Source organism: uncultured Roseovarius sp. (genome assembly GCF_913054395.1).
In the GTDB taxonomy this organism is placed as follows: Bacteria; Pseudomonadota; Alphaproteobacteria; order Rhodobacterales; family Rhodobacteraceae; genus Roseovarius.
In genome coordinates, this window is record NZ_CAJXIP010000006.1 from 27,488 (window position 1) to 51,285 (window position 23,798).

Here is a 23,798-nt window from a genome sequence, read left to right on the forward strand (position 1 = left end):
TCAGCATACCCTGATCCGGGCGAAATGAGTATTTTTGCCAAGAAGAAGGTCAGGCGCGCGATTGGGTGATGGCGGTGCCAGCGGCCCAGCCCGAGGACCAGGCCCATTGGAAGTTGTAACCGCCAAGCCAGCCGGTGACATCGACCGCCTCGCCGATGAAGTAAAGCCCCGGCAGGTGGTTTGACATCATGGTTTTCGACGACAGCCCGCCGGTGTCGATACCGCCAAGGGTGACTTCGGCGGTGCGGTAGCCCTCTGATCCGGTGGGTTTGAGGGACCAGTGGCGCAACGCCGTCACGATCTCGCCCAGACGGGCATCGGATTGATCGGCCAGGTTGCCCGAGAGACCCAGGTGCGGTGTCAGGTGATCGACCAGCTTGGCGGGCAGGTGGCGCGCGAGTTCGGTGGTGAGATTGCGGCGGCCTTGGGTCTGGCGTTGCCTGCGCAGGGAGTCAAACAGGCTGTTGGTCGGATCGAGGTCAAGCGTGATCGCCTCGCCCTCGTGCCAATAGGACGAGATTTGCAGGATGGCGGGACCGGAGAGGCCGCGATGGGTGAACAGCACCGCCTCGTCAAAATGGGTTGCGCCGTGACCGACACGGGCGGGCAGGGCGACGCCCGAGAGCGGGGCAAATGGTGCGTCGGAAAAGGTCAGCGGCACCAGCGCGGGACGGGTCTCGGTCAGGGCATGGCCAAACTGGCGGGCAATGTCATAGGCGAGGCCGGTGGCGCCCATTTTGGGGATGGATTTTCCGCCCGTGGCCACCACGAGATTGCGTGCGGTGATCGGTCGGCGGGTGCCCTCGCACTCCAGCGTGGCATGAAAGCGAGCACCGTCATGGGACAGGTCCACCAGCGAGGTGGCGAGCGCCAGGCGCGCCCCGGCGCGGGTCATCTCATCGCGCAGCATCGCCACGATCTGGGTGGCCTTGTCGTCGCAAAACAGCTGTCCCAGCGTTTTTTCGTGCCAGGCGATCCCGTGGCGCGCGATCAGGTCGATGAAATCCCATTGGGTATAGCGGCTGAGCGCGGATTTGCAGAAATGCGGATTCTGCGACAGGAAGTTTTCCGGCGCGGCGTGAAGGTTGGTGAAATTGCAGCGTCCGCCACCGGAAATGCGGATCTTTTCGCCGGGCGCGCGGGCGTGATCAATCACCAGAGTGTCGCCGCCCGCATGGGCCGCGCACATCATGCCGGCCGCACCGGCGCCAAGGATCAGGGTTTCGACCACCTTTGTCATGCTCGCGCAAAGACGCGAAATGCCGCCTATTGGCAAGGGGTTTAGACTGGCAATAATGCGAAAACAGCGCTAGACTTGGCGTCAGACCCCGCAAAGGGGCGCAAGATATCAGAGGCGGCAGGCTTATGACAGAGATGGTCTATGGGGCAGTGCCCCTGCGGGACGCAGAGCCCGTGATTCCGAAATGGTGGCGCACGATCGACAAGTGGTCGTTTTCCTGCGTGCTGATCCTCTTCGCTATCGGCATTCTTCTTGGGCTGGCGGCCTCGCCTCCTTTGGCCGAGAAGAACGGCTTTGATGCCTTTCATTATGTCCAGCGGCAGGCGGTTTTCGGTGGCCTGGCGCTTGTGGCGATGGTGCTGACCTCAATGATGCGACCGGAACTTGTCCGTCGCCTTGCGGTGCTTGGGTTTCTCGCCGCCTTTGCCGCGCTCTTGCTGTTGCCGGTCTTTAGCACCGATTTCGGCAAGGGGGCCGTGCGCTGGTACAGTCTTGGCTTTGCGAGCGTGCAGCCCTCGGAGTTTCTCAAGCCTGCCTTCGTGGTGGTGGCCGCCTGGATGATGGCCGCAAGCCAGCAGATCAACGGGCCGCCGGGGCTTGGCTGGTCGTTCCTGCTGGCGATGGTGATCCTCGGATTCCTGGCGATGCAGCCCGATTTCGGGCAGGCGGCGCTGGTGCTGTTTGGCTGGGGGGTGATGTATTTCGTTGCCGGGGCGCCGATCATTCTGTTGCTGGTCATGGCGGGGGGCGTGGTCTTGTTCGGATCGCTGGCCTATTCCAACTCGGAGCATTTCGCGCGCCGCATTGACGGGTTCCTGTCGCCCGATATCGACCCGACGACGCAGCTTGGCTTTGCCACCAACGCGATCCGCGAGGGCGGGTTTTTCGGTGTGGGCGTCGGTGAGGGACAGGTGAAATGGTCGCTGCCCGATGCGCATACCGATTTCATCATCGCGGTTGCGGCCGAGGAATACGGGCTTGTCCTCGTGCTTTGCATCATCGCGCTTTACGCGGGCATCGCGGTGCGCTCGTTCCTGCGGCTGATGCGCGAGCGTGATCCGTTCATCCGTCTTGCGGGCACCGGCCTTGTGGCGATGTTCGGCGCGCAGGCGATGATCAACATGGGCGTCGCGGTGCGGCTGTTGCCGGCCAAGGGCATGACCCTGCCATTCGTAAGCTATGGCGGCTCGTCGGTGGTGGCTGGCGGGATTGCGGTGGGCATGCTTCTGGCCTTCACCCGGACCCGCCCGCAGGGGCAGATCGGTGATATCCTCAGGGGGCGCAGATGAGCGGGCGCAAGCCGCTTCTGGTGATCGCGGCGGGCGGTACGGGCGGGCATATGTTTCCCGCTCAGGCGCTTGCCGAGGTGATGCTGCGCCGGGGCTGGCGGGTCAAGCTGTCGACCGATGCGCGCGGTGCGCGCTATACCGGCGGCTTCCCGCATTCGGTCGAGATCGAGCAGGTGGCAAGCGCCACCTTTGCCCGTGGCGGAGTGATCAACAAGCTGTTGGCGCCTCTGCATATTCTGGGCGGCATCATCGGTGCAGGCATCCGCATGATGGGCGACAGGCCCGCGGTCGTGGTCGGCTTTGGCGGTTATCCAAGTATCCCGGCACTGGCGGCGGCATGGATCCTGCGCCGCCCGCGCATGGTGCACGAACAGAACGGCGTGTTGGGTCGGGTCAACAGGATATTTGCAAAGCGTGTCGACCGGGTGGCCTGTGGCACCTGGCCCACCGATCTTCCCGAGGGCGTCGAGGGTGTTTACGTGGGCAACCCGGTGCGCGCCGCGGTGCTTGAGCGGGCCGGGGCGGGGTATATCGCGCCGGGCGATTACCCGATGTCCATTCTTGTGATCGGCGGAAGCCAGGGCGCGCGCATCCTGTCGGATGTGGTGCCCCCCGCGATTGCCGAACTGCCCAGTGACATGCTGCGCAATGTCCGCGTCAGCCATCAGGCCCGCGACGAAGACGGCGACCGGGTGGCGCAGTATTACGCCGATCAGGGGATTGATGCTGATGTTCAGCCGTTCTTTCGCGATGTCCCGCGCCGCATGTCCGAGGCCCAGCTTGTCATCAGCCGCGCCGGTGCAAGCAGCGTCGCCGACATTAGCGTGATTGGCCGCCCCTCGATCCTGATCCCCTATGCGGCGGCGACGGGCGATCATCAGCAGGCCAACGCGCGTGGCCTGACCGAGGCGGGGGCGGCAATCCTGATCCCCGAAAAGCGGCTTGAGGTTTCCACGCTTTCAGAGCAGATAGCCGCGGTGCTGAGCAATCCGCAGGGCGCCATGATGATGTCGCAGGCGGCACTTGGCTGCGCACAGCCCGATGCGCCCCGGCATCTTGCGGATATGGTCGAGGAACTTGCGAATAAAGGTGTCGCCGAATGAATGCAGCAACCAAGCTTCCGGGCGATGTCGGCCCGATCCATTTTGTCGGGATCGGCGGCATCGGCATGTCGGGTATAGCAGAGGTCTTGCTGAACCACGGCTATACGGTGCAGGGCAGCGACCTCAAGCGTTCGAAGATCACCGACCGGCTTGCCGAACGGGGCGCGACCATCTTTGAAGGTCAGCGCGCCGAAAACCTTGCGGCGGCAGAGGTCGTGGTTATTTCTTCCGCGATCAAGCCCGGTAATCCCGAGTTGGATCAGGCCCGCCTGCGCGGTCTTCCGGTTGTGCGCCGCGCCGAGATGCTGGCCGAGCTGATGCGCCTGAAATCCAACATCGCCGTGGCCGGGACCCATGGCAAGACCACCACCACGACGCTGGTGGCGGAATTGCTGGTGGCGGGCGGCATCGACCCGACGGTGATCAATGGCGGTATCATCCACGCCTATGGCAGCAATGCACGCATGGGCGAGGGCGAATGGATGGTGGTCGAGGCCGATGAAAGTGACGGCACCTTCAACCGCCTTCCGGCGACCATCGCCATCGTCACCAATATCGACCCCGAGCATATGGAGCATTGGGGCACCGAAGAGGCGCTTCACAAGGGCTTTCTCGATTTCGTCAGCAATATCCCGTTCTACGGGCTGGCGGTCTGTTGCACCGATGACCCGGATGTTCAGGTACTTGTCGGCAAGATCACCGACCGGCGGGTGGTGACCTATGGCTTTAACGCCCAGGCCGATGTGCGCGCGGTCAATCTTACCTACAAGGCCGGTGTCGCACATTTCGATATCCTGCTTCAGGGCGAGGGCAAAAAGATTGAAGGCTGCTCGCTGCCGATGCCGGGCGATCACAACGTCAGCAACGCGCTGAGCGCGGTTGCCGTGGCGCGTCACCTGGGCATGAAGGGCGATGAAATCCGCAAGGCCCTGGCCGCGTTCGGCGGTGTCAATCGCCGCTTCACCCGCGTGGGGGAGGTCAACGGCGTGACCATCATCGACGATTACGGTCATCACCCGACCGAGATCACGGCCGTGCTCAGGGCAGCGCGCCAGGCCACCGAAGGGCGCATCATCGCCGTGCATCAGCCGCACCGCTATTCCCGCCTGCATTCCCTGTTTGAGGATTTCTGCGCCTGCTTCAACGAGGCCGATGTCGTGGGCATTGCCGAAGTGTATGCGGCCGGCGAAGAGCCGATCGAGGGCGCAAGCCGCGATGATCTTGTGGCCGGTCTAATCCGCCATGGCCATCGCCACGCCCATGCGGTCAAGGATGAAGACGACCTTGAGCGGCTGGTGCGCGCCGAGGCCCGGCCCGGCGATATGGTGGTCTGTCTCGGGGCCGGCACGATCAGCACATGGGCCAATAACCTGCCGGGGCGTTTGAAGGGATAACCTCGATGCCAGAAGCCCTAAAGCGCCGGATCGGCCCTGGTCTTTTGACCGCCTACGGGATCGGCATCATGGTGGGCGCTGGTATCTATGTCCTGACCGGGGCCGCCGCTGGCGAGGCGGGCATGTGGGCGCCGGTAGCCTTCCTGCTGGCCGCCCTGGTCGCGGTGCCGACGGCGCTGTCGTTTTCCGAATTGTCCGCCCGCATCCCCGAGGCCGCCGGTGACAGCTCTTATGTCGAGATCGGATTGCAGGCGCATTGGCTTGCTGTTGGTGTTGGCATGATCAACGTCGTCGCGGGCACCGTCGCCGCCGCGGCGGTTCTGCGCGGTGGGGTGGGCTATCTCACCTCGATCATCGACATCCCTTTTGCGGTGGCGGTGATCGGCCTTGGCATCGCGCTCACCGGGGTGGCGATTATCGGCGTTCTCGAAAGCCTTGCCCTTGCCGCGATCCTGACCGTGATCGAAGTGGTCGGACTTGTCCTTGTCATCGGCGCCGGAGTTGCGGCCGAGCCTGTGGCGGACTGGGTCCTGCCCTTGCCGACACCTGAATGGAACGGCGTGGCGGCGGCAACGCTTTTTGCGGTGTTTGCCTTTATCGGCTTTGACGACATGGTCAACATGGCCGAAGAGGTGCGCGCGCCCGCGCGCAACATGCCGCGCGCAATTCTTTACGCGCTCGGGATCACCGCGATCCTTTATGCCATGGTATCGCTGGCGGCGGTGCGCTCGGTCCCGCGCGAGGTGCTTGGTGCCTCGGAACGCCCGCTGGCGCTTGTCTGGGAGGCCGGGACAGGCACAAGCCCGGTGTTTCTCTCGGCGATTGCCGTGGCGGCGGCGCTCAACGGCGTGCTGGCGCAGATCGTAATGGCCAGCCGGGTGCTCTTTGGTCTTGGCCGACGCTCGCCGCAGTTTGCGCTTTTTTATCACGCCCATCCGCGCTTTGGTACGCCGGTGCTGGCCTCGGTCCTGATCGGCGCGGTGGTGATCGCCTCGGCGCTTACCCTGCCGGTGGCGGTGCTGGCCGAGGTGACGACGCTGGCGCTTTTGATCGTCTTTGCCATCGTCAATGCCGCCCTGATCGGCCTGAAGCGACGCCAGCCCGATGTCGGCTTTTCGGTCGGTGCCTGGGTGCCATGGGCGGGCATTATCCTGAGCCTCGGCTGCTTTGCGGCCTCTGTCGCGGGGCGCATGACATGAGCCTGTCGCTTCTGATCGCAAGCCTGTGGGTGCTGGCCGCCACCATCGTCGCGCTGTTGCCGATGCGGTGGCAATATGTGCCCGGCCTGACCCTTTTGATCCTTGCGCCGCTGGTGATCGGCTTTGCCGGATATCAGCACGGCTGGCTTGTTGCCCTTGGCGGCGTGTTTGCGCTTGTCTCGATGTTCCGCCGCCCGCTCCGCTTTGCCATTGCCCGGCTGCGTGGCCAGAATCCGGAGGTTCCGAAATGACCCTGTCCCTGTTGCTTGCCTGTCTCTGGGCTTTCCTGGCCAATATCCTGGCGATGCTGCCAAGCCGCGACAACCTCTGGCGGCGCGCCTATTTCCTGATTGCGATCGGGGTGCCGATTTTGGGGTATGTCACCTGGCAGAACGGGCCTTGGGTCGGGCTGTTGGTGCTGGCGGCGGGGATGAGCATCCTGCGCTGGCCGATCATCTATCTGGCCCGCTGGATCAGGCGCGCGGTAAAATAGGCCGTGTTGAACGCCCTCTTTCTTTTGGCGGCCCTCATTGCGGTGCTGTCGGGTTGGCGCCTGGGATACCGCAAGAAGTATCGCCGCAATACTTATGGGCGGAGCGGCGGCCTGCCTTGCGGCGACCTTCCTGCTTGTCGAGGTGCTTCGGTTTCCCGATGCAACGCTAATCATGGCGGTTGTGGCCTTCTCCTCGCTGGGTGTTCTGCTCGGATCGGTGATCGGTGTCTCTCTCGGCTGGCTTGCGACAACGCTGAAAGAACGGTTGAGGGGCTGAGCGGCACAGCCATGGTGATCCCGCCGGGTCGCGCGCCCTGGGGCGACGACGGGGGCGGAGATGGGGCTTTACCTCAAGGCCAAGCCGGGGCAAAAGCCAATCCATGACTGAATTGCCGCAAACGCGGGGCAAGCTGACCCCGAACCGTCCGTTGTCCGATCTGACATGGCTGCGCGTGGGCGGGCCTGCGGATTGGCTGTTTCAGCCCGCCGATACCGAGGATCTGGCGCAGTTTCTCGGAGCACTCAACAGCGACATCGCGGTTTTCCCGATCGGGGTGGGCAGCAACCTGATCGTGCGCGATGGCGGGTTGCGGGCGGTGGTGATCCGGCTTGGGCGCGGCTTTAACGGGATCGAGATCGAGGGCACCCGCGTTACCGCGGGCGCGGCGGCGCTTGATGCGCATGTGGCGCGCCGGGCGGCGGATGCGGGGCTTGACCTTACCTTCCTGCGCACCATCCCCGGCGCGATTGGCGGTGCCGTGCGGATGAACGCGGGCTGTTATGGCCACTATACGGCGGATCATTTCGTCAGCGCCGAGGCGGTGACGCGCGAGGGCAAGCGGGTCACCCTCACGCCACAAGACCTCAACTTTCAATACCGTCAGAGCGATTTACCCGTAGGGTGGGTGATAACCCACGCCACTTTTGAGGCCCCCAAGGGCGTACCCGAAGAGCTTCATGCGCGGATGGCCGCGCAGCTTGCCAAGCGCGACGAGACCCAGCCCACAAAAGAGCGCAGCGCCGGAAGCACCTTTCGCAATCCGGCGGGGTTCAGCTCGACCGGACGCGCCGATGACGTGCATGATCTGAAGGCCTGGAAGGTGATCGACGAGGCCGGTCTGCGCGGCGCGCGCCGTGGCGGAGCGCAGATGAGCGAGAAACACCCGAATTTCCTGATCAATGCGGGTGGCGCCACCGCTGCCGATCTTGAAGGATTGGGCGAAGAGGTGCGAAAAAGGGTTTTCCAAAACAGTGGAATAGAGTTACACTGGGAAATCATGAGGGTCGGCGAAACGACCCCGGCGTAAGCCATTCAGGCAGATAACAAATAACATGGGTCGCAAACAGGCCCGGGACATTGAGGCACAAGGTGGTTCGTTCGAGCAGGACAACCCCGAAAGTGGCGGTGATAATGGGCGGCCCCTCGGCAGAGCGCGAGGTGTCCCTCTCGTCAGGACGTGAATGCGCCGCCGCATTGAGGGAAGCAGGCTATGACGTGGTAGAGGTTGACGCCGGCCACGATCTTTTCACACGTTTGGAAGATGTTGCGCCGGATGTGGTGTTCAACGCCCTGCATGGCCGCTGGGGGGAAGACGGTTGTGTTCAGGGCCTGCTGGAATGGATGCGGATGCCCTATACGCATTCCGGCGTTCTGGCCTCGGCACTTGCCATGGACAAGGACAAGACCAAGGCGGCTTACCGCGCGGCGGGCCTTCCGGTGGTCGATAGCGTTCTGGCAGGTAAGGCCGATGTAAGTGCCGCGCATGTGATGGCGCCGCCCTATGTGGTCAAACCCTATAACGAGGGGTCCTCGGTCGGGGTGTACCTTGTGCATGAAGCCGCCAATGCGCCGCCACAACTTTCGGATGACATGCCCGATCTGGTGATGGTCGAGGCCTTTGCGCCGGGTCGCGAACTGACCACCACCGTGATGGGGGATCGGGCGCTGACGGTGACCGACATCCTGACCGATGGCTGGTACGACTATGACGCCAAGTACAAGCCGGGCGGTTCGCGCCACGTGGTGCCCGCCGATATCCCGCAAGAGATTTTCAACGCCTGCATGGAGTACGCCCTCAGCGCGCATCAGGTTCTGGGGTGTCGCGGTCTAAGTCGCACCGATTTTCGCTGGGACGAGGCGCGCGGGCTTGACGGCCTGATCCTGCTTGAAACCAACACGCAACCGGGCATGACCCCCACATCGCTTAGCCCGGAACAGGCGCAGGTCGCGGGCATTTCCTTTCCCGAGTTGTGCCGCTGGATGGTCGAGGACGCTTCATGCAACAGGTGATCCCGCGCATTGATCCGGCGCCATCGCGCTGGTCCTACCGCTTTCAGCGGCTGATGCTGACGCCGGTCTATCGGCGGCTGTTGCGTGTCGGGCTTCCGATGCTGGCGGTGGCGGGGCTGACGGTCGGCTATTTCGCGGATCAGCAGCGGCGCGAGGATGTCATACTGGCGCTTACGGCGCTGCGGCACCAGATCGAAACCCGGCCTGAATTCATGGTCAATCTGCTTGCGGTCGAGGGCGCAAGCCTTGGTGTGCAGGAAGACATCCGCGAAATTTTCCCGTTTGACCTTCCGGCAAGCTCGTTCGATCTCAACCTCGATGAAATCCGGGCAATGATCGAAGACCTGCCCGCCGTGGCCGCCGCCGCCGTGCGCATCCGTCAGGGCGGTGTTCTGGTTGCCGAGATAACCGAGCGCAAGCCGGTCGCCCTGTGGCGGACCCGCGACGGCATCAACGTGATTGACATCGAAGGCGAGGTCATCGGCGCGGTCACCGTGCGCCAGGACCGCGCCAGCCTGCCGGTTGTCGCAGGTGTGGGGGCGCCCGATCACGTGGCCGAAGCGATGCAGATCTTGCAGGCGGCCCAACCCTTGCCCCAGAACATTCGCGGCCTTGTGCGCATGGGCGAACGGCGGTGGGATCTTGTGCTTGAAAGCGGCCAGCGGATCATGCTGCCTGAAACCGGTCCGGTGCGCGCGCTGGAACGGGTGATGGTGCTGAACTCGGCACAGGACATGCTGGAACGGGATCTGGAGGCGGTCGATATGCGGATCGCCGCGCGCCCGACCATCCGGCTCAATGAAAACGCCATGGAAGAATGGTGGCGGATAACAAACATGACTTTGGGAGCGGACTGAACCGATGATCGAGCTCTATGAATCTCAGCGTGCGATGCGCCATATGCGCAAGGCGGCCATGCAACGCGGCGTGGTGGCGGTGCTTGATGTGGGCACCTCCAAGATCGCCTGCCTGGTGCTGCGTTTCGACGGCACCGAGCGGCTGAACGAGTCCGAGGGCATCGGCGCGATGGCGGGGCAGGCCGGGTTCCGGGTGATCGGGGCCGCGACGACACGTTCGCGCGGGGTGCGCTTTGGCGAAATCGACGCGATGCAGGAAACCGAGCGGGCCATTCGCACCGCCGTCCAGGCGGCCCAGAAGATGGCCAATATCCGTGTCGACCACGTGATTGCCTGTTTCTCGGGCGCGTCGCCGCGATCCTACGGTCTTGCCGGTCAGGTCGAGCTTGAGGGCCACACTGTCAGCGAGCAGGATATCAGCCGCGTGCTCAGCGCCTGCGATGTTCCCGACTATGGCGAGGGCCGCGAGGTTCTGCATGCCCAGCCAGTCAATTTTGCGCTTGATCACCGCTCTGGTCTGATCGATCCGCGCGGGCAGATGGGGCAGGTGCTTTCCGCCGACCTTCACATGCTGACCGTCGATGCGGCCGCGATCCAGAACCTGGCCTATTGCGTCAAGCGCTGTGATCTTGAACTGGCCGGCGTGGCCAGCTCTGCCTATGTGTCGGGCGTTGCCTCGCTCGTCGAGGATGAACAGGAGCTTGGCGCCGCCTGTATCGACCTTGGCGGCGGCTCGTCCGGCGTTTCGATCTTTATCAAGAAACACATGATCTATGCCGACAGCGTGCGCATGGGCGGCGATCACGTCACCAGCGACATCTCGATGGGCCTGTCGGTGCCTGCCGCCACCGCCGAGCGGATCAAAACGTTTTATGGCGGCGTCGTGGCCACCGGCATGGATGACCGCGAGATGATCGAGATCGGCGGAGACACCGGAGATTGGGATCACGACCGGCGCACCGTAAGCCGGGCCGAGCTTATCGGGATCATGCGTCCGCGGGTCGAGGAAATCCTCGAAGAGGTGCGTGCGCGCCTTGATGCGGCGGGCTTTGACCACCTGCCAAGCCAGCAGATCGTGCTTACCGGCGGCGGCAGCCAGATACCGGGCCTCGACGGGCTTGCCAGCAAGATTTTGGGACAGCAGGTGCGCCTTGGCCGCCCGCTTCGGGTGCATGGCCTGCCGCAGGCCGCGACCGGTGCCGGATTTGCCAGCGCCGTGGGCATGTGCCTGTTCGCGGCCAACCCGCAGGACGAATGGTGGGATTTTGAAATTCCCGTCGACCGCTACCCGGCGCGCTCTTTGAAACGTGCGGTCAAGTGGTTCAAGGACAACTGGTGACCGCTATATGTGGCGTCATCGGCGAAATACCGCGAAAAGGGTCGAAAAAGTGACCATATTTGGTGGCAATATAGTGTTTTTTTGGTGACCTTTGGGTTAACGATCGGTAAGAATGGTGCTGAATAGGCGGAAAAACGGCTCGCGAATGCGGGCGCAACAGCAGGCGGACAGAGCTATGACATTGAACCTCACTATGCCCGGACATGACGACCTTAAGCCCCGGATCACCGTTTTCGGTGTAGGTGGGGCCGGTGGCAACGCGGTCAACAACATGATCGAAAAGCAACTCGACGGGGTTGATTTCGTGGTGGCAAATACCGATGCACAGGCCCTGAGCCAGAGCAATTCGGAAAGCCGCATCCAGCTGGGTGTGAAGGTTACTGAAGGTCTGGGCGCCGGCGCGCGGGCCTCTGTCGGGGCGGCTGCCGCCGAGGAAAGCATCGAACAGATCGTCGATCACCTGGCGGGGGCGCATATGTGCTTTATCACCGCCGGTATGGGCGGTGGCACCGGCACGGGCGCCGCGCCGATCATCGCGCAGGCCGCGCGCGAGCTTGGCGTTCTGACCGTGGGCGTTGTGACCAAGCCGTTCCAGTTCGAAGGCGCCAAGCGGATGCGTCAGGCCGAAGAGGGCGTCGAAGCCCTGCAAAAGATGGTCGATACGCTGATCATCATCCCCAACCAGAACCTGTTCCGCCTGGCGAATGAAAAAACCACGTTCACCGAAGCCTTCAGCATGGCCGACGATGTTCTTTACCAAGGCGTCAAGGGCGTGACCGACCTGATGGTGCGTCCGGGCCTGATCAACCTTGATTTCGCCGATGTGCGTGCCGTCATGGACGAGATGGGCAAGGCGATGATGGGCACCGGCGAGGACAGCGGCGAAGATCGCGCCATCCAGGCCGCCGAAAAGGCCATTGCCAACCCGCTTCTGGACGAAATCAGCCTGCGTGGCGCCAAGGGTGTTCTCATCAACATCACCGGCGGTCACGACCTTACGCTGTTTGAACTTGACGAGGCCGCCAACCGGATCCGTGAAGAGGTTGACGCCGATGCCAATATCATCGTCGGCTCGACCCTTGATCCGTCGATGGAAGGCTCGATGCGCGTGAGCGTTGTCGCCACCGGTATCGACGCCACCGAAAAGCACGACGACATGCCGGTGCCGCGCCGTTCACTGGCACAGCCCCTGCGTCAGGCCGCAGCACCCGAAGTGGCCGCGCCGGTCGCTGAACAGGCCGAAGAGGCGCCTGAACAGGTTGCCGCCACCACGACCGAGGCAGAACCGCCGCTGTTCCGTGAGCTGGACGCGCAGCGCGCCGCCGCCGAGGATCAGATGGAGGATATCTTTGAAGAGGAGAGCGCCGCAGACGATCTGCCGCCGCCCGCCTATATCCCCAAGGTTGAGGAATTTGCCCCCGCAGCCTATGCCGACGAGGACGAGCTTGATACCTTCGTTGCCCCACGCGCCCCCGCGCCCGGCACCCCCTCGCAAGAGGCCATGCAGCGCCTGCAGGCCGCCGTCAGCAAGGCGCCGAGCCAGCCCCAGCAACGCCGCCCGCAGCCGGTCGAGCAACAGCAACAGCCCGCCGCCGAAGAGCGCCCGCGCTTTGGGATCAATTCGCTGATCAACCGGATGACCGGGCATGGCTCGCCCGAGGCCGAGCGCCAGCCGCAACAGTCCGCGCGCCCTGTGCGTCATCAGCCGCCGATGCAGTCGGCGCAGCCGCAGCAAGCCCCGGCGCGTATGCAGGAAGAAGACGAGCAGATTGAAATTCCGGCGTTTCTACGCCGCCAGGCCAACTGATTCTTCACCTGGTTTGGTGAGTGAGGGCCGCCCCCAGGGGCGGTCTTTTTCTATTTAAAACAGGGCCCTGGCGGCAAAAAAATCAAGTGGGCGGAAAGTCGCCCATGCAGGCGGGCGACATGTTTCAAACGGTTACAAAGATTGAGTTGAGCATTCTCTGCCAGCCCCCTAAACGGTAAACATCTAAAAATGAATGTACTTGTGCCATGGGGGGCATTGGCTGTTTTGCAGAGGACGATCACATATCCTGTGACCTTTGAGGGCGTTGGTTTGCACTCGGGGGAACCCGCGAACCTGACGATCCACCCCGCGCCTGCCGGTACGGGGATCGTGTTCCGTCGCGTTGACATCACCGACTGTGAAAACGAAATTCCCGCCCTCTGGGACCTTGTCGAGCAATCGCCGCTCTGCACGCGCTTGGTCAATGCTGACAGCGTGTCGATCAGCACCGTTGAACATGTGATGGCGGCGCTCGTCGGCTGTGGCGTACACAACGCGGTTGTTGACGTGGACGGCCCCGAAGTCCCGATCCTTGACGGAAGTGCCGCCCCCTTCGTGCGTGGCATCCTTGCCAATGGCCTGCGTCAGCTTGCCGATCCGGTCAGGGCGCTGCGGGTGCTGCGCCCCGTAGAAGTGCGCCGCGGCTCTGCCTGGGCCCGCCTGACGCCGAATGATACGCTTCGGATCAAGTTCGACATTGATTTCGAGGATGCCGCGATCGGCGTTCAGAGCAAGATCCTGAACATGTCGAATGGCAGCTTCGTGCGCGAACTTTCCAACAGCCGGACGTTCTGCCGCAAGGCGGATGTGGATCACATGCGCGCCAACGGTCTTGCGCTTGGCGGGACACTTGAAAACGCGGTGGTCGTGGATGGCGAAAAGGTGCTTAGCCCCGGCGGCCTGCGTCACGCGGATGAGGCCGTGCGCCACAAGATGCTTGATGCGCTTGGCGATCTTGGCCTTGCGGGCCTGCCTATCCTTGGTCATTACCACGGCTTTCGTGCCGGTCATGCGCTGACCAACACCCTTTTGCGCGCGCTTTTCGCGGATAAGAGCGCCTTTGAGGTGGTCGAATGCGACGCCGAAACCGCCGCCCGTTTGCCGGGGGCAGGTGTGCATTGGGGTGAAATTCCGCAAGTAGCCTGAGATCGGGGCGCAGAAATGTGCCAAAGACGTTTTGCACCGGAAAATTCTGTGCTAGGACCAAGGCGACACATGGGGCCAACCCCCTGTTTTCGTAATTAAAGGTGAGATCGCGCATGAATGTCGGCAAGTCCCGGGCAAAACTGGTCGGTGCCCTTCTTGTGGTAGTCGCAGCAGCCGGATGCTCTAACAAAGAGAGCGTCGAGCGTGGCACAGTCAATTACGAGAATTACACGGCGCAGCAGATTTTTGAGCGTGGTGAATATGATCTGGCTCAGCGCGACCCTGACCTTGCCGCCAAAAGCTTTGCCGAGGTCGAGCGGCTTTATCCCTATTCGGAACTGGCCAAGCGCTCGGTGATCATGCAGGCCTATGCCCATCATCAGGACAAGGATTATGAAAACAGCCGTGCCGCCGCGCAGCGGTTCATTGATTTCTATCCGACCGACGAAGACGCCGCCTATGCGCAATATCTTCTGGCGCTGAGCTATTATGACCAGATCGACGAAGTCGGCCGCGATCAGGGGCTTACCTTTCAGGCGCTTCAGTCTCTGCGCGAAGTGATCGAACGCTATCCCGATAGCGAGTATGCCTCCTCGGCGATCCTGAAATTCGATCTGGCCTTTGATCATCTCGCCGCCAAGGAGATGGAAATCGGGCGCTATTACCTGCGCCGCGATCATTTCGCAGCGGCGATCAACCGCTTCCGTGTCGTGGTCGAGGATTTTCAGACCACCACCCACACCGCCGAGGCGCTGCACCGTCTGGTCGAGGCCTACCTTTCGCTTGGCCTGACCGATGAGGCGCGCACCGCCGGGGCCATCCTTGGCTATAACTTCCGTGGCACCGAATGGTACGAGGACAGCTATAAACTGTTGACGGGCCGGGGTCTGACGCTGGAAGCGGCGGGCGATAACTGGCTGCGGCAGGTCTATCGGCAGATGATCCAGGGCCGGTGGCTGTAACCCGGAACTGAGGGGGGCAGGGCAAGGTGCTCAGGGGTCTCGATATTCGCGACATGCTGATCATTGACCGGCTGGATCTTGTGTTTCAGCCGGGCCTCAACGTGCTGACCGGCGAGACCGGGGCGGGCAAGTCGATCCTGCTGGATTCGCTTGGGTTCGTGCTTGGCTGGCGGGGCCGGGCAGAGCTTGTGCGCGCCGGGGCCGAACAGGGCGAGGTGGTCGCGGTGTTCGACATCGCCCCCGATCATCCCGCGCGCGCCGTCCTGCGCGAGGCGGGGCTTCCCGAAGAAGACGAACTTATCCTGCGCCGCGTCAATGCCGCCGACGGGCGCAAGACGGCTTGGGTCAACGACCGGCGCTGTTCGGGCGAGGTGTTGCGCCGCTTGTCGGAAACGCTGGTTGAGTTGCACGGCCAGCACGATGATCGCGGGCTTTTGAACCCCAAGGGCCATCGTGATCTGCTTGATACCTATGGCGATCTTGGTGCCCTGCGCGACGCGGCGCGTGCCTCATGGCGCGATGTGGCAGCCCGGCGCAAGGCGCTTGAGACAGCAGAGGCGGCCCTGGCCAAAGTGCGCGCCGAAGAGGATTTCCTGCGCCACGCGGTCGGCGAGCTTGACGCGCTCGACCCGCAACCCGGCGAAGAAGCAGAGCTTGATACCCGCCGCCGCCTGATGCAATCGGGCGAGCGTATCCGCGAGGATATTGCGCGCGCCGCGCAGGTGCTTGGCAACGAGGGAGCCGAGGGGGCCGCCGCCGATGCGTTGCGCTGGCTGGACGGCGTCGCCGACAAGGCCGGGGGACAACTGGACGAGCCGATTGCCGCCATAGGCCGCGCGCTGGTCGAGCTTGACGAGGCGGCCAGCGGCGTTACCCGCTGTCTGGAGGCGCTCAGTTTCAATCCGCTCGAACTTGAAGAGGCCGAAGAGCGGCTTTTCGCTATCCGCGCGCTTGCCCGCAAGCATGACGTGCTGCCGGATGATCTTGGCGACTTTGCCGATGGATTGCGCCGCCAGATTGCCGCGCTCGATCAGGGGGATGCCGATCTCAAGGCGCTTGGCGCGGCCCTGTCAGAGGCCGAGAGCGCCTATGCCCAAGCCGCCGGGGCCCTGAGCGCCGCGCGCGGCAAGGCCGCCACCGCGCTTGACCGCGCTGTCACCGCAGAACTTGCCCCGCTCAAGATGGAGCGGGCGGTCTTCGAGACCCGTATCACCCCGACCGAGCCGGGCCCGAGCGGGCAGGACGAGGTCACATTCAGCGTCGCCACCAACTCCGGCGCGCCGGCAGGCCCGCTTGCCAGGATTGCCTCGGGTGGCGAGTTGAGCCGCTTTTTGCTGGCGCTCAAGGTCTGTCTGACCGGCACGGAAAGCGGCCTGACGCTTATTTTCGACGAGATCGACCGCGGCGTCGGCGGGGCCACCGCCGATGCGGTGGGCCGCAGGCTTGCGCAACTGGCCCGCAATGGTCAGGTGCTCGTGGTCACCCATTCGCCACAGGTCGCGGCCAAGGCGGCGCATCACTGGCGGGTGGAAAAACGGGTCGAGAACGACCAGACCCTGTCAACCGTGCGCCCGATGCTCAAGGGCGACCGGGTCGACGAGATCGCGCGCATGCTCTCGGGCGAACACATCACCCCCGAAGCCCGCGCCGCCGCCGAGGCATTGATGGGCAGTTAGGCAGGCTTTCCCAGGTCTGTTCGACGGTCGGCCGTAGGGACGGAGGGGCCGTTCCAGATTTAATAGCGGTTTGCCTTAACTCTGCGCGTTATCGACATAGGGCTATTTTTAGCAATTGCTGCTTTCAGCTTCTACTTTGTCAAGTGGTCGGTGAATCTAACCTCAACCAACGTCCGGCCTCCAATCGGCTAAGCACTTTTTGCTTGTAGGCTTTCGGCGAAAGCGGCTGCTTCGACCGATGACGAGTGTTGTTGCAGAATTTACAGGCAGCAACAATGTTCGTCGGCGAAATGGAACCACCTTCAGATGCAGCCAACAAGTGCTCTGCCGTGCATTGGAACCAACGTGCCTGACGCTCTGAAATGGAATGCACCAACTGGAAGTGTTTCGACGACCCAGACCACATCGGTTGCTCACAATAAAAGCAACGACGACCTTGTGCGGTGTATTTTTCTTTTCGGATTTTCTGTAGTTGCATAGACACAACACCCATCTGGTTTCGAAATAAATCGAGAACCGGGTGCGAAAGTGTACTACTGCTTCGCAGGCGCTGCCTTTTGGATCAGTACCTTAGCTCATCCCCACGGAAACCTCCTTCTGGATGATGCTCCGCGCGCTTAGTCTCATCATTAATTTGGCGTCTGTCAATCACAGATCAAACGGTCTTGTGTTCGTAATGAAAAGCTACAAAAACAAAGCTGACATCCTGCAATTCTCTTTGGGGCTGTTCTAGACTGGAAAAGTAAGCCCAACTTTGCACGGACCCAATGAAGAGGTTTGGGCCCAAAGCGGACTTGCCCCGTTGCGCGGAACGGCCAAGGGGTGTGATCATCAACACATTCGGCGGGGGCCCTGTTCCGGCGTTTCGGTCGTCAGTTGCGCGGCGGTACCAGTTTGCCGGGGTTCAGGATGTTGTCGGGGTCAAGCGCCGCCTTGATCGCCCCCATCATCGCCCAACCGCCGCCGTGTTCCTGCGTCATGTAACCAAGTTTGCCAATGCCGACGCCGTGCTCGCCGGTGATCGTTCCGCCAAGCGCAAGCGCACGTTCGACCATCCGGTCAGAGGCCGCCTTGGCGCGGGCCACCTCTTCGGGGGCGGTTTCATCGACCAGAAGGATGGCGTGAAAATTGCCGTCGCCCACGTGGCCCAAAATCGGCCCCTGAACACCCGCGCGTTCAAGATCGGCGCGGGTTTCCTCGATGGCGGTGGCCAGTTTCGAGATTGGCACGCAGATATCGGTGACAATCGCGCGCGCGCCGGGGCGGGCGGCGAGAATGGCGTAATAGGCATTGTGGCGCATGGTCCAGAGCGCGCTGCGGTCCTCGGGGCGGCTGGCCCAGTCAAACCCCGAGCCACCATGATCCCCGGCGATCATGCCGAAACTCTCGGCCTGTTCCTTGACCGAGGCGTCGGTGCCGTGAAATTCCAGCAACAGATGCGGCTTTTCGGCCAGGCTCATCCCGGCATAGGCGTTGACCGCGCGGACGCTCTCGGTGTCCATCAGTTCGATCCGCGCCATCGGGACGCCGCATTGAATGGTGTCGATCACCGCGCCAACCGCATCGCCGACGCTCTCGAACGCACAGACAGCCGCCGAGATTGCCTCGGGCGTGCCCTGAAGCCGCAGGGTCAATTCGGTGATCAGGCCAAGCGTGCCCTCAGAGCCGACAAAAAGCCCGGTCAGATCATATCCCGCAGAGGATTTGGGCGCGGCTGTGCCGGTGCGGATCACCTCGCCGTTGGCGCTGACCACCTCCAGGGCAAGCACATTGTCGCGCATCGTGCCATACCGCACGGCGGTGGTGCCGCTTGCGCGGGTCGCGGCCATGCCCCCAAGCGAGGCATTGGCGCCCGGATCGACCGGAAAGAAAAGCCCGGTGGCCCGCAACTCTTCGTTCAGCGCCTCGCGCGTCACACCGGGTTGCACCGTTACTGTCATATCCTCGGCGGCGATGTTCAGAATCCGGTTCATCCGGCTGAAATCGACCACGACCCCGCCCTGGAAGGCCTGTGACTGCCCCTCAAGCGAGGTGCCCGTGCCCCAGCCCACCACCGGACAGCGATGGCGCGCACAGATCGTCATGATCTCGGCCACCTGCGCGGTATCTTCGGGATAAACCACCGCATCCGGAGGCGAGAGCGCAAAATGCGACTCGCTTCGCCCATGCAGGTCCAGATCGGACTTGGACCGCGTTACCTGTTGGCCTAGAGATGTTATAAGTTCGGCGATTGCGTTCTGAATGCCCATGTTCGGTCTTTCATCGTGAGTGTCGCTTTACCCTAGGCGATGCCGCGCCGTTGCGAAAGCGTGCCCGCCCTACCTATTGGAAGGTTGATGCAGGAACAGGAAGGATCATTCTGGCGGCAGGCTTGCGACATGGTCGCCGAGACGGTGCGGGACGGATGGAAGGTGTTGCGCAAGCGCGGTCCAAGCCAGTTTCAGTTCTGGCTTATCGCGCTGTTGATCGGGATCGCCGCCGGAGTGGCCGCCCTGTTGTTCCGCAAGGGGATCAATGCGCTTCAGGGGCTGCTTTACGGATCCTCCGACGCCACCCAACTGCACAGTTTTGCGCAGAACCTGCCGTGGTTCTGGGTGTTGATCCTGCCGATTGCGGGCGGTTTGGCGGTGGGCCTGATCTTGCATCGTTTCACGCCGGATGGGCGGGTGCGGTCTGTGTCAGACGTGATCGAAGGGTCGGCAATCTATGAGGGCCGGGTCGAGCAGCGCGAAGGAATCGCCTCGGCACTGGCCTCGCTGATCACGCTGGGATCGGGGGGCTCTTCGGGGCGTGAGGGGCCCGTGGTGCATATGGCAGGGGTGATTTCAAGCTGGGTCAGCGACAAGATCCACGCTGATGGAATCACCGGGCGCGATTTGTTGGGCTGTGCCGTGGCGGCTGCGGTCTCGGCCTCGTTCAACGCGCCGATTGCGGGCGCCCTGTTCGCGCTTGAGGTGGTCCTGCGCCATTTCGCGGTGCATGCCTTTGCCCCCATCGTGATCGCAAGCGTGGCGGGCACGGTGATCAACCGGCTGGAATTCGGCGATGTGACCGAATTCGCCCTGCCGGTTGCAAGTGCGCTTGAATTTTACGTGGAACTGCCGGCCTTTCTGTTGCTGGGGCTGGTCTGTGGCTTTGTCGCTGCCGCTCTTATGCGGGCGATCTTTCTGGCCGAAAGCGTGGCCGGACGGATACAGAGACGCACCGGCATGCCAAGATGGCTGCGCCCGGCGGGGGCGGGGGCCTTGCTCGGGCTGATGGCGATCTGGTTCCCGCATATCATCGGCGTCGGATACGAGACCACCTCGGCCGCCCTGACCGGCCAGCTTTTGCTGCATGAAGCGGTGATCTTTGCTATGCTCAAGGTGGTCGCGGTGGCGATCACCATCGGCGGGCGCATGGGCGGCGGGGTGTTTTCGCCCTCTCTTATGGTCGGCGCGCTGACCGGGCTGGCGTTCGGGCTTGTCGCGACCTCGGTCTTCCCCGAGGTCTCTGGCTCGCACACGCTCTACGCGCTTGCGGGCATGGGGGCGGTGGCGGCGGCGGTGCTTGGGGCGCCGATCTCGACCACGCTGATCGTGTTCGAGCTGACCGGCGACTGGCAGACCGGGCTTGCGGTGATGGTGGCGGTGTCGATGTCCACCGCGCTTGGCTCACAGCTTGTGCGGCGCTCGTTCTTCCTGACCCAGCTTAGCCAGCGCGGCATACAGCTTGCGGCGGGGCCACAGGCCTATCTGTTGGGGATGTTCCGGGTGTCCAAGCTGATGCGGACGCAAAAAGATGCAAACCCGGCCTCGGAAGAGGAGTGCTGGGCGCTGATCGAACAGGGCGTCTATATCGACGCCAACGCCACGCTTGAGGCGGCCATGCCGGTGTTTGACCGCGCTCCGATGCCGTTCATCCCGGTGGTCACCCTCGCGGGCGAGGACAAGCCGCCCGAGCTTGTGGGCGCATTGTTCCATGTGGACGCCCTCAAGGCCTATAACCGCGCCCTGGCGGCGGTCTCGGAGGAAGAGCACAGCTAGGCGCGCGCTATCGAACAGTCCACGGTTCTGGAAATGCCATTCTGCGCCGGCAGCACCATGCCTGACGAAGGGACGGACCAAAGCGGAGGGTGACACACATTGCTACGAAGCGCCGCTCCGAGTTCAATTCGAGGTTTCCAGCGGAAAGGGGGCATGCGTTAGGCAGGGCCTTGCGTTGCCGTTCGCCTTACGCATGAATGCGCGGAATCAAGGCGCCGCCGCGCAGCGCCCGTCCGCCCCCTCGGGCGGGCGCGTTTGCAACGGCACCATTCGGATATCACCTTGCCGCCACTGTCGGGTCTGAATCGCAGGTGCGGGAACGGCCAGCACCTGTGGGTCAAGGCGGTCAGACCCGTTCGACGGCGACGGTTGTGCTTGGGTAAAACGCGATGTGATCCTTGATCTCGGCCACCGCGGGTTTGGGGGCTTCATAGCTCCAGGCGGCGTTTTCAAGGGTTTTGCTCTTGGTCACGATCGAGAAAAACCGTGCGTCGCCCTTGCGGGGGCAATGGCTTGTCTGCGGGCTTTCATCGAGAAAGGCCATCGCGATGTCTTCTCGCGGGAAGTAATAGACCGGCGGATACTCGCCCTCGATCAACTCAAGCGCATTCTTGGTTTCGGCCAGAACGGCGCCGCCTGCGCGAACTGTCCATGTGCCTTCTGCATTGCGAATTGTGATATCGGCCATGTTCCATCCCTATTGTCTTTATTTATTATTCTGACGCCGCTTGATGACAGGCAGGTGTCAGACCGGTTGCGTCGCCTGAACCAACCATAACCGGGCTTGCCCCGAGAGCCGAGGTTCGATTTTGTCGCGGCACGCCTGATGATAGGCGTTAAGCCAGTCGCGCTCGGGGTCTGTCAACATATCCCTGTCGATCAGGCGCCGGTCGATGGGTACGAAATTCAGAGTCTCGAAGCAGAGTTTGCCCGTGAAATCCCCGCCGGGCAACAGGCTTGCCTCGGTGACCACCAAAAGGTTTTCGATGCGGATGCCAAAGGCGCCCTCCCGGTAATAGCCCGGCTCGTTCGAAAGGATCATGCCGGGTTTCAGGGCCACCTCGCCGGCGCGCGACAGGCGCTGCGGACCCTCATGCACGCAAAGATGCACGCCGACGCCATGCCCGGTGCCATGGCCATAGTCCTGATCCGCAAGCCAAAGCGGATAGCGCGCAATCGCATCAAGGTCGCGCCCCGCAAGACCGGCGGGAAAGCGAAGCCGCGACACCGCGATCATGCCCTGAAGTACCCGCGTGAACGCCGCGCGCTCATCCGCGCCCACATCGCCGACGGGCAGGGTGCGGGTGATGTCGGTGGTCCCGTCAAGATATTGCCCGCCACCATCCAGCACCAGCAAATCGCCATTTTGCAGGATACGGTTGCTTGAGGTGGTCACCCGGTAATGCGCCAGCGCGCCATTGGGGCCGCTGCCCGCGATGGTGTCAAAGCTGATATCCAAAAGTTTGCCGGTTGCGGCGCGGCATGCCTCCAGACGGGTGGCCACGTCTATCTCGGTGATCGTGCCGGGGGATTGCGCGTCAAACCAGCTCAGGAATTCACAGACGGCCGCCCCGTCGCGCAGATGGGCCGCGCGGGTTGCGGCAATCTCGGCCTTGGTCTTGCAGGCCTTGGGCAGGATGCAGGGATCATCGCCGCGCACAGTCGCGATGTCGTTGCCGGGTGTCGCCGCCAGGGCTTCGAGATGGCTGAGCACGATGGCCGGGGTCGAGGCCGGGTCGATCTGATAGGTGACGCTCTTTGCGGCGCTAAGAGCCTCCAAAAGATCACCATAGGGGCGCAGATGCACGTGATCGCCAAGATGCGCCTTTAGGGCTTCATCGGCGGTGGCATCGCTGAACAGGGTTACCTCGCCGGTCCAGTCGAGAAGGGCAAAGGCCTGAACAATCGGATTGCGCGGAATGTCAGAGCCGCGAATGTTGAGCAGCCAGCAGATCGAATCCGGCAAGGCAAGCACCGCAGAGCGCTTGCCGGATTTCTCAAGCGTCGCGCCAAGCTCTTGCCGCTTTTCGCCGTGGGACTTTCCGGTCAGATCATCAGGCTGAATTGTCATCGGCTGGCGCGGTCTCGCCGGACGGTCGGGCCAGATCCGGTCAATCTGGTTCTCGACGGCGTGCAGGGTGATGGCGCTGCCCGTCAGGGCGTTTTCAAGCGCCTCAAGCTGTTCTACCGTGTAAAGCCAGGGATCAAAGCCAACCGCGCCGCCATTCGGCAGGTGCTGTTTTAGCCAGTCACCAAGCAGGATCTCGGGCCAGTCAACCGGCGTGAAATGTTTGGTATCGACCTGCGTCTTGACCTGGACGCGGTAGCGCCCATCGACAAACACCCCGGCCACATCCGGCAGCACGGCACAGAAGCCGGCAGAGCCGGTAAACCCTGTCAGCCAGGCCAGCCGGTCATCGCAGGCGGCGACATATTCACCCTGATGCGCATCAGCGCGCGGCACAAGGAACCCGTCCAGACCGGCGCTGGCCATCGCGGCGCGCAGCGCGGCAAGGCGGGGCGGCCCCTGCTCTGGGCGGGCGGTGTCGTCAAAGGACTGGAACATCACATCGCCCGCTTGATGCCCATGACGCGGGCCCGCGCGCGCGGGTCGCTGTCAAACAGCGCGGCAAGCTGTTCGGTCATCGCGCCGGCAAGCTGATCGGCGTCGGTGATCGTCACGGCGCGTTCGTAATAGCGGGTGACGTCATGGCCGATGCCGATTGCCAAAAGCTCTACCTGTTTGCGCCGCTCGACCATGTCGATCACGTCGCGCAGGTGTTTTTCCAGATAATTCGCGGGGTTAACAGACAAAGTTGAATCATCGACCGGGGCGCCGTCGCTGATCACCATCAGAATTTTGCGCACCTCTTTGCGGGCCACCATGCGCCGGTGCGCCCATTCAAGCGCCTCACCGTCGATGTTTTCCTTGAGCAGCCCCTCTTTCATCATCAGGCCAAGATTGTCCCGCGTGCGGC

General features: G+C 62.9%; 21 protein-coding genes and 1 pseudogene. 16 read left to right on the forward strand and 6 right to left on the reverse strand.

The annotated features are described in order from the left end of the window. Window positions 1-49: 49 nt before the first annotated feature. Window positions 50-1,240 carry an NAD(P)/FAD-dependent oxidoreductase gene (locus QZ522_RS01630; protein ID WP_294606770.1) on the reverse strand — a complete coding sequence of 397 codons (1,191 nt, stop codon included), beginning with the start codon at window positions 1,238-1,240 and terminating at the stop codon, window positions 50-52. A gap of 125 nt (window positions 1,241-1,365) precedes the next feature. Here QZ522_RS01630 and QZ522_RS01635 point away from each other — a divergent pair, with 125 nt between their 5' ends. The 15 genes from QZ522_RS01635 (at window position 1,366) to recN (ending at window position 16,795) form a co-directional block, all read left to right on the forward strand. Beyond that, entirely contained in the window at window positions 1,366-2,529 is a 1,164-nt protein-coding gene (locus QZ522_RS01635) for a putative peptidoglycan glycosyltransferase FtsW (RefSeq protein WP_294606772.1), read from the forward strand. Next, window positions 2,526-3,632: a UDP-N-acetylglucosamine--N-acetylmuramyl-(pentapeptide) pyrophosphoryl-undecaprenol N-acetylglucosamine transferase gene (locus QZ522_RS01640; RefSeq protein ID WP_294606774.1), complete on the forward strand. Its 1,107-nt coding sequence runs from the start codon at window positions 2,526-2,528 to the stop codon at window positions 3,630-3,632. The genes QZ522_RS01635 and QZ522_RS01640 overlap by 4 nt, the downstream gene beginning before the upstream one ends. Next, window positions 3,629-5,026, forward strand: coding sequence for a UDP-N-acetylmuramate--L-alanine ligase (gene murC, locus QZ522_RS01645; protein WP_294606776.1), 1,398 nt, complete (start codon window positions 3,629-3,631; stop codon window positions 5,024-5,026). Before QZ522_RS01640 ends, murC begins: the two co-directional genes overlap by 4 nt. 5 nt (window positions 5,027-5,031) lie before the next feature. Next, on the forward strand, window positions 5,032-6,225 hold the full coding sequence (locus tag QZ522_RS01650) for an APC family permease (RefSeq protein WP_294606778.1): 1,194 nt from the start codon (window positions 5,032-5,034) through the stop codon (window positions 6,223-6,225). Next, the gene (locus QZ522_RS01655) at window positions 6,222-6,476 is read left to right on the forward strand and encodes a DUF2484 family protein (RefSeq protein ID WP_294606780.1); all 255 of its coding nucleotides are present in this window, start codon (window positions 6,222-6,224) and stop codon (window positions 6,474-6,476) included. The genes QZ522_RS01650 and QZ522_RS01655 overlap by 4 nt, the downstream gene beginning before the upstream one ends. Beyond that, window positions 6,473-6,718 (forward strand): DUF2484 family protein, encoded by a 246-nt coding sequence (locus tag QZ522_RS01660; protein WP_294606782.1) that lies wholly within the window; start codon window positions 6,473-6,475, stop codon window positions 6,716-6,718. The genes QZ522_RS01655 and QZ522_RS01660 overlap by 4 nt, the downstream gene beginning before the upstream one ends. A gap of 94 nt (window positions 6,719-6,812) precedes the next feature. Next, window positions 6,813-6,995, forward strand: coding sequence for a hypothetical protein (locus tag QZ522_RS01665; RefSeq protein WP_294606783.1), 183 nt, complete (start codon window positions 6,813-6,815; stop codon window positions 6,993-6,995). A 103-nt stretch (window positions 6,996-7,098) separates the two neighbouring features. Beyond that, the gene (gene murB / locus QZ522_RS01670; protein ID WP_294606785.1) at window positions 7,099-8,025 is read left to right on the forward strand and encodes a UDP-N-acetylmuramate dehydrogenase; all 927 of its coding nucleotides are present in this window, start codon (window positions 7,099-7,101) and stop codon (window positions 8,023-8,025) included. A gap of 92 nt (window positions 8,026-8,117) precedes the next feature. Beyond that, complete coding sequence (locus tag QZ522_RS01675; protein WP_294606787.1) at window positions 8,118-9,008, forward strand: D-alanine--D-alanine ligase; 891 nt, start codon at window positions 8,118-8,120, stop codon at window positions 9,006-9,008. Then, window positions 8,996-9,865 (forward strand): cell division protein FtsQ/DivIB, encoded by an 870-nt coding sequence (locus QZ522_RS01680; RefSeq protein ID WP_294606789.1) that lies wholly within the window; start codon window positions 8,996-8,998, stop codon window positions 9,863-9,865. Before QZ522_RS01675 ends, QZ522_RS01680 begins: the two co-directional genes overlap by 13 nt. 4 nt (window positions 9,866-9,869) lie before the next feature. Beyond that, window positions 9,870-11,204 carry a cell division protein FtsA gene (gene ftsA, locus QZ522_RS01685; RefSeq protein WP_294606791.1) on the forward strand — a complete coding sequence of 445 codons (1,335 nt, stop codon included), beginning with the start codon at window positions 9,870-9,872 and terminating at the stop codon, window positions 11,202-11,204. Window positions 11,205-11,379: 175 nt separating this feature from the next. Next, the gene (gene ftsZ, locus QZ522_RS01690) at window positions 11,380-13,011 is read left to right on the forward strand and encodes a cell division protein FtsZ (protein WP_294606793.1); all 1,632 of its coding nucleotides are present in this window, start codon (window positions 11,380-11,382) and stop codon (window positions 13,009-13,011) included. A gap of 225 nt (window positions 13,012-13,236) precedes the next feature. Continuing rightward, on the forward strand, window positions 13,237-14,157 hold the full coding sequence (gene lpxC, locus QZ522_RS01695) for a UDP-3-O-acyl-N-acetylglucosamine deacetylase (protein WP_294606808.1): 921 nt from the start codon (window positions 13,237-13,239) through the stop codon (window positions 14,155-14,157). Window positions 14,158-14,270: 113 nt separating this feature from the next. Beyond that, on the forward strand, window positions 14,271-15,119 hold the full coding sequence (locus QZ522_RS01700) for an outer membrane protein assembly factor BamD (protein WP_294606794.1): 849 nt from the start codon (window positions 14,271-14,273) through the stop codon (window positions 15,117-15,119). Between the two features lie 26 nt (window positions 15,120-15,145). Next, the gene (recN, locus tag QZ522_RS01705) at window positions 15,146-16,795 is read left to right on the forward strand and encodes a DNA repair protein RecN (RefSeq protein ID WP_294606796.1); all 1,650 of its coding nucleotides are present in this window, start codon (window positions 15,146-15,148) and stop codon (window positions 16,793-16,795) included. A 139-nt stretch (window positions 16,796-16,934) separates the two neighbouring features. On the opposite strand, the gene QZ522_RS19055 is transcribed toward recN, so the two are convergent. Together QZ522_RS19055 and QZ522_RS01710 are read right to left on the reverse strand one after the other, a co-directional pair. Further along, window positions 16,935-17,288, reverse strand: coding sequence for an HNH endonuclease (locus tag QZ522_RS19055; RefSeq protein WP_365353305.1), 354 nt, complete (start codon window positions 17,286-17,288; stop codon window positions 16,935-16,937). A 379-nt stretch (window positions 17,289-17,667) separates the two neighbouring features. Further along, the gene (locus QZ522_RS01710; protein WP_294606798.1) at window positions 17,668-19,044 is read right to left on the reverse strand and encodes an FAD-linked oxidase C-terminal domain-containing protein; all 1,377 of its coding nucleotides are present in this window, start codon (window positions 19,042-19,044) and stop codon (window positions 17,668-17,670) included. 87 nt (window positions 19,045-19,131) lie between these two features. Here QZ522_RS01710 and QZ522_RS01715 point away from each other — a divergent pair, with 87 nt between their 5' ends. After that, a complete protein-coding gene (locus QZ522_RS01715; RefSeq protein WP_294606801.1) occupies window positions 19,132-20,820 on the forward strand; it encodes a chloride channel protein in 1,689 nt (562 codons plus the stop codon). 346 nt (window positions 20,821-21,166) lie between these two features. On the opposite strand, the gene QZ522_RS01720 is transcribed toward QZ522_RS01715, so the two are convergent. From QZ522_RS01720 to QZ522_RS01730, 3 genes and pseudogenes are all read right to left on the reverse strand, one after another. Then, on the reverse strand, window positions 21,167-21,508 hold the full coding sequence (locus QZ522_RS01720; protein WP_294606802.1) for a DUF427 domain-containing protein: 342 nt from the start codon (window positions 21,506-21,508) through the stop codon (window positions 21,167-21,169). Between the two features lie 57 nt (window positions 21,509-21,565). After that, on the reverse strand, window positions 21,566-23,386 hold the full coding sequence (locus QZ522_RS01725) for an aminopeptidase P family protein (RefSeq protein WP_294606804.1): 1,821 nt from the start codon (window positions 23,384-23,386) through the stop codon (window positions 21,566-21,568). Next, window positions 23,386-23,798: pseudogene (locus QZ522_RS01730) on the reverse strand (cobaltochelatase subunit CobT); the annotation flags it as partial. The gene QZ522_RS01725 and the pseudogene QZ522_RS01730, both read right to left, overlap by 1 nt.

Excerpts from the sequence above, each read along its gene's own strand:
- QZ522_RS01630 (WP_294606770.1), bottom strand. The coding sequence starts at position 1,240 with ATGACAAAGGTGGTCGAAACCCTGATCCTTGGCGCCGGTGCGGCCGGC.
- QZ522_RS01635 (WP_294606772.1), top strand. The coding sequence starts at position 1,366 with ATGACAGAGATGGTCTATGGGGCAGTGCCCCTGCGGGACGCAGAGCCC.
- QZ522_RS01640 (WP_294606774.1), top strand. The coding sequence starts at position 2,526 with ATGAGCGGGCGCAAGCCGCTTCTGGTGATCGCGGCGGGCGGTACGGGC.
- murC (WP_294606776.1), top strand. The coding sequence starts at position 3,629 with ATGAATGCAGCAACCAAGCTTCCGGGCGATGTCGGCCCGATCCATTTT.
- QZ522_RS01650 (WP_294606778.1), top strand. The coding sequence starts at position 5,032 with ATGCCAGAAGCCCTAAAGCGCCGGATCGGCCCTGGTCTTTTGACCGCC.
- QZ522_RS01655 (WP_294606780.1), top strand. The coding sequence starts at position 6,222 with ATGAGCCTGTCGCTTCTGATCGCAAGCCTGTGGGTGCTGGCCGCCACC.
- QZ522_RS01660 (WP_294606782.1), top strand. The coding sequence starts at position 6,473 with ATGACCCTGTCCCTGTTGCTTGCCTGTCTCTGGGCTTTCCTGGCCAAT.
- QZ522_RS01665 (WP_294606783.1), top strand. The coding sequence starts at position 6,813 with ATGGGCGGAGCGGCGGCCTGCCTTGCGGCGACCTTCCTGCTTGTCGAG.
- murB (WP_294606785.1), top strand. The coding sequence starts at position 7,099 with ATGACTGAATTGCCGCAAACGCGGGGCAAGCTGACCCCGAACCGTCCG.
- QZ522_RS01680 (WP_294606789.1), top strand. The coding sequence starts at position 8,996 with ATGCAACAGGTGATCCCGCGCATTGATCCGGCGCCATCGCGCTGGTCC.
- ftsA (WP_294606791.1), top strand. The coding sequence starts at position 9,870 with ATGATCGAGCTCTATGAATCTCAGCGTGCGATGCGCCATATGCGCAAG.
- ftsZ (WP_294606793.1), top strand. The coding sequence starts at position 11,380 with ATGACATTGAACCTCACTATGCCCGGACATGACGACCTTAAGCCCCGG.
- QZ522_RS01700 (WP_294606794.1), top strand. The coding sequence starts at position 14,271 with ATGAATGTCGGCAAGTCCCGGGCAAAACTGGTCGGTGCCCTTCTTGTG.
- QZ522_RS19055 (WP_365353305.1), bottom strand. The coding sequence starts at position 17,288 with ATGGGTGTTGTGTCTATGCAACTACAGAAAATCCGAAAAGAAAAATAC.
- QZ522_RS01710 (WP_294606798.1), bottom strand. The coding sequence starts at position 19,044 with ATGGGCATTCAGAACGCAATCGCCGAACTTATAACATCTCTAGGCCAA.
- QZ522_RS01715 (WP_294606801.1), top strand. The coding sequence starts at position 19,132 with ATGCAGGAACAGGAAGGATCATTCTGGCGGCAGGCTTGCGACATGGTC.
- QZ522_RS01720 (WP_294606802.1), bottom strand. The coding sequence starts at position 21,508 with ATGGCCGATATCACAATTCGCAATGCAGAAGGCACATGGACAGTTCGC.
- QZ522_RS01725 (WP_294606804.1), bottom strand. The coding sequence starts at position 23,386 with ATGTTCCAGTCCTTTGACGACACCGCCCGCCCAGAGCAGGGGCCGCCC.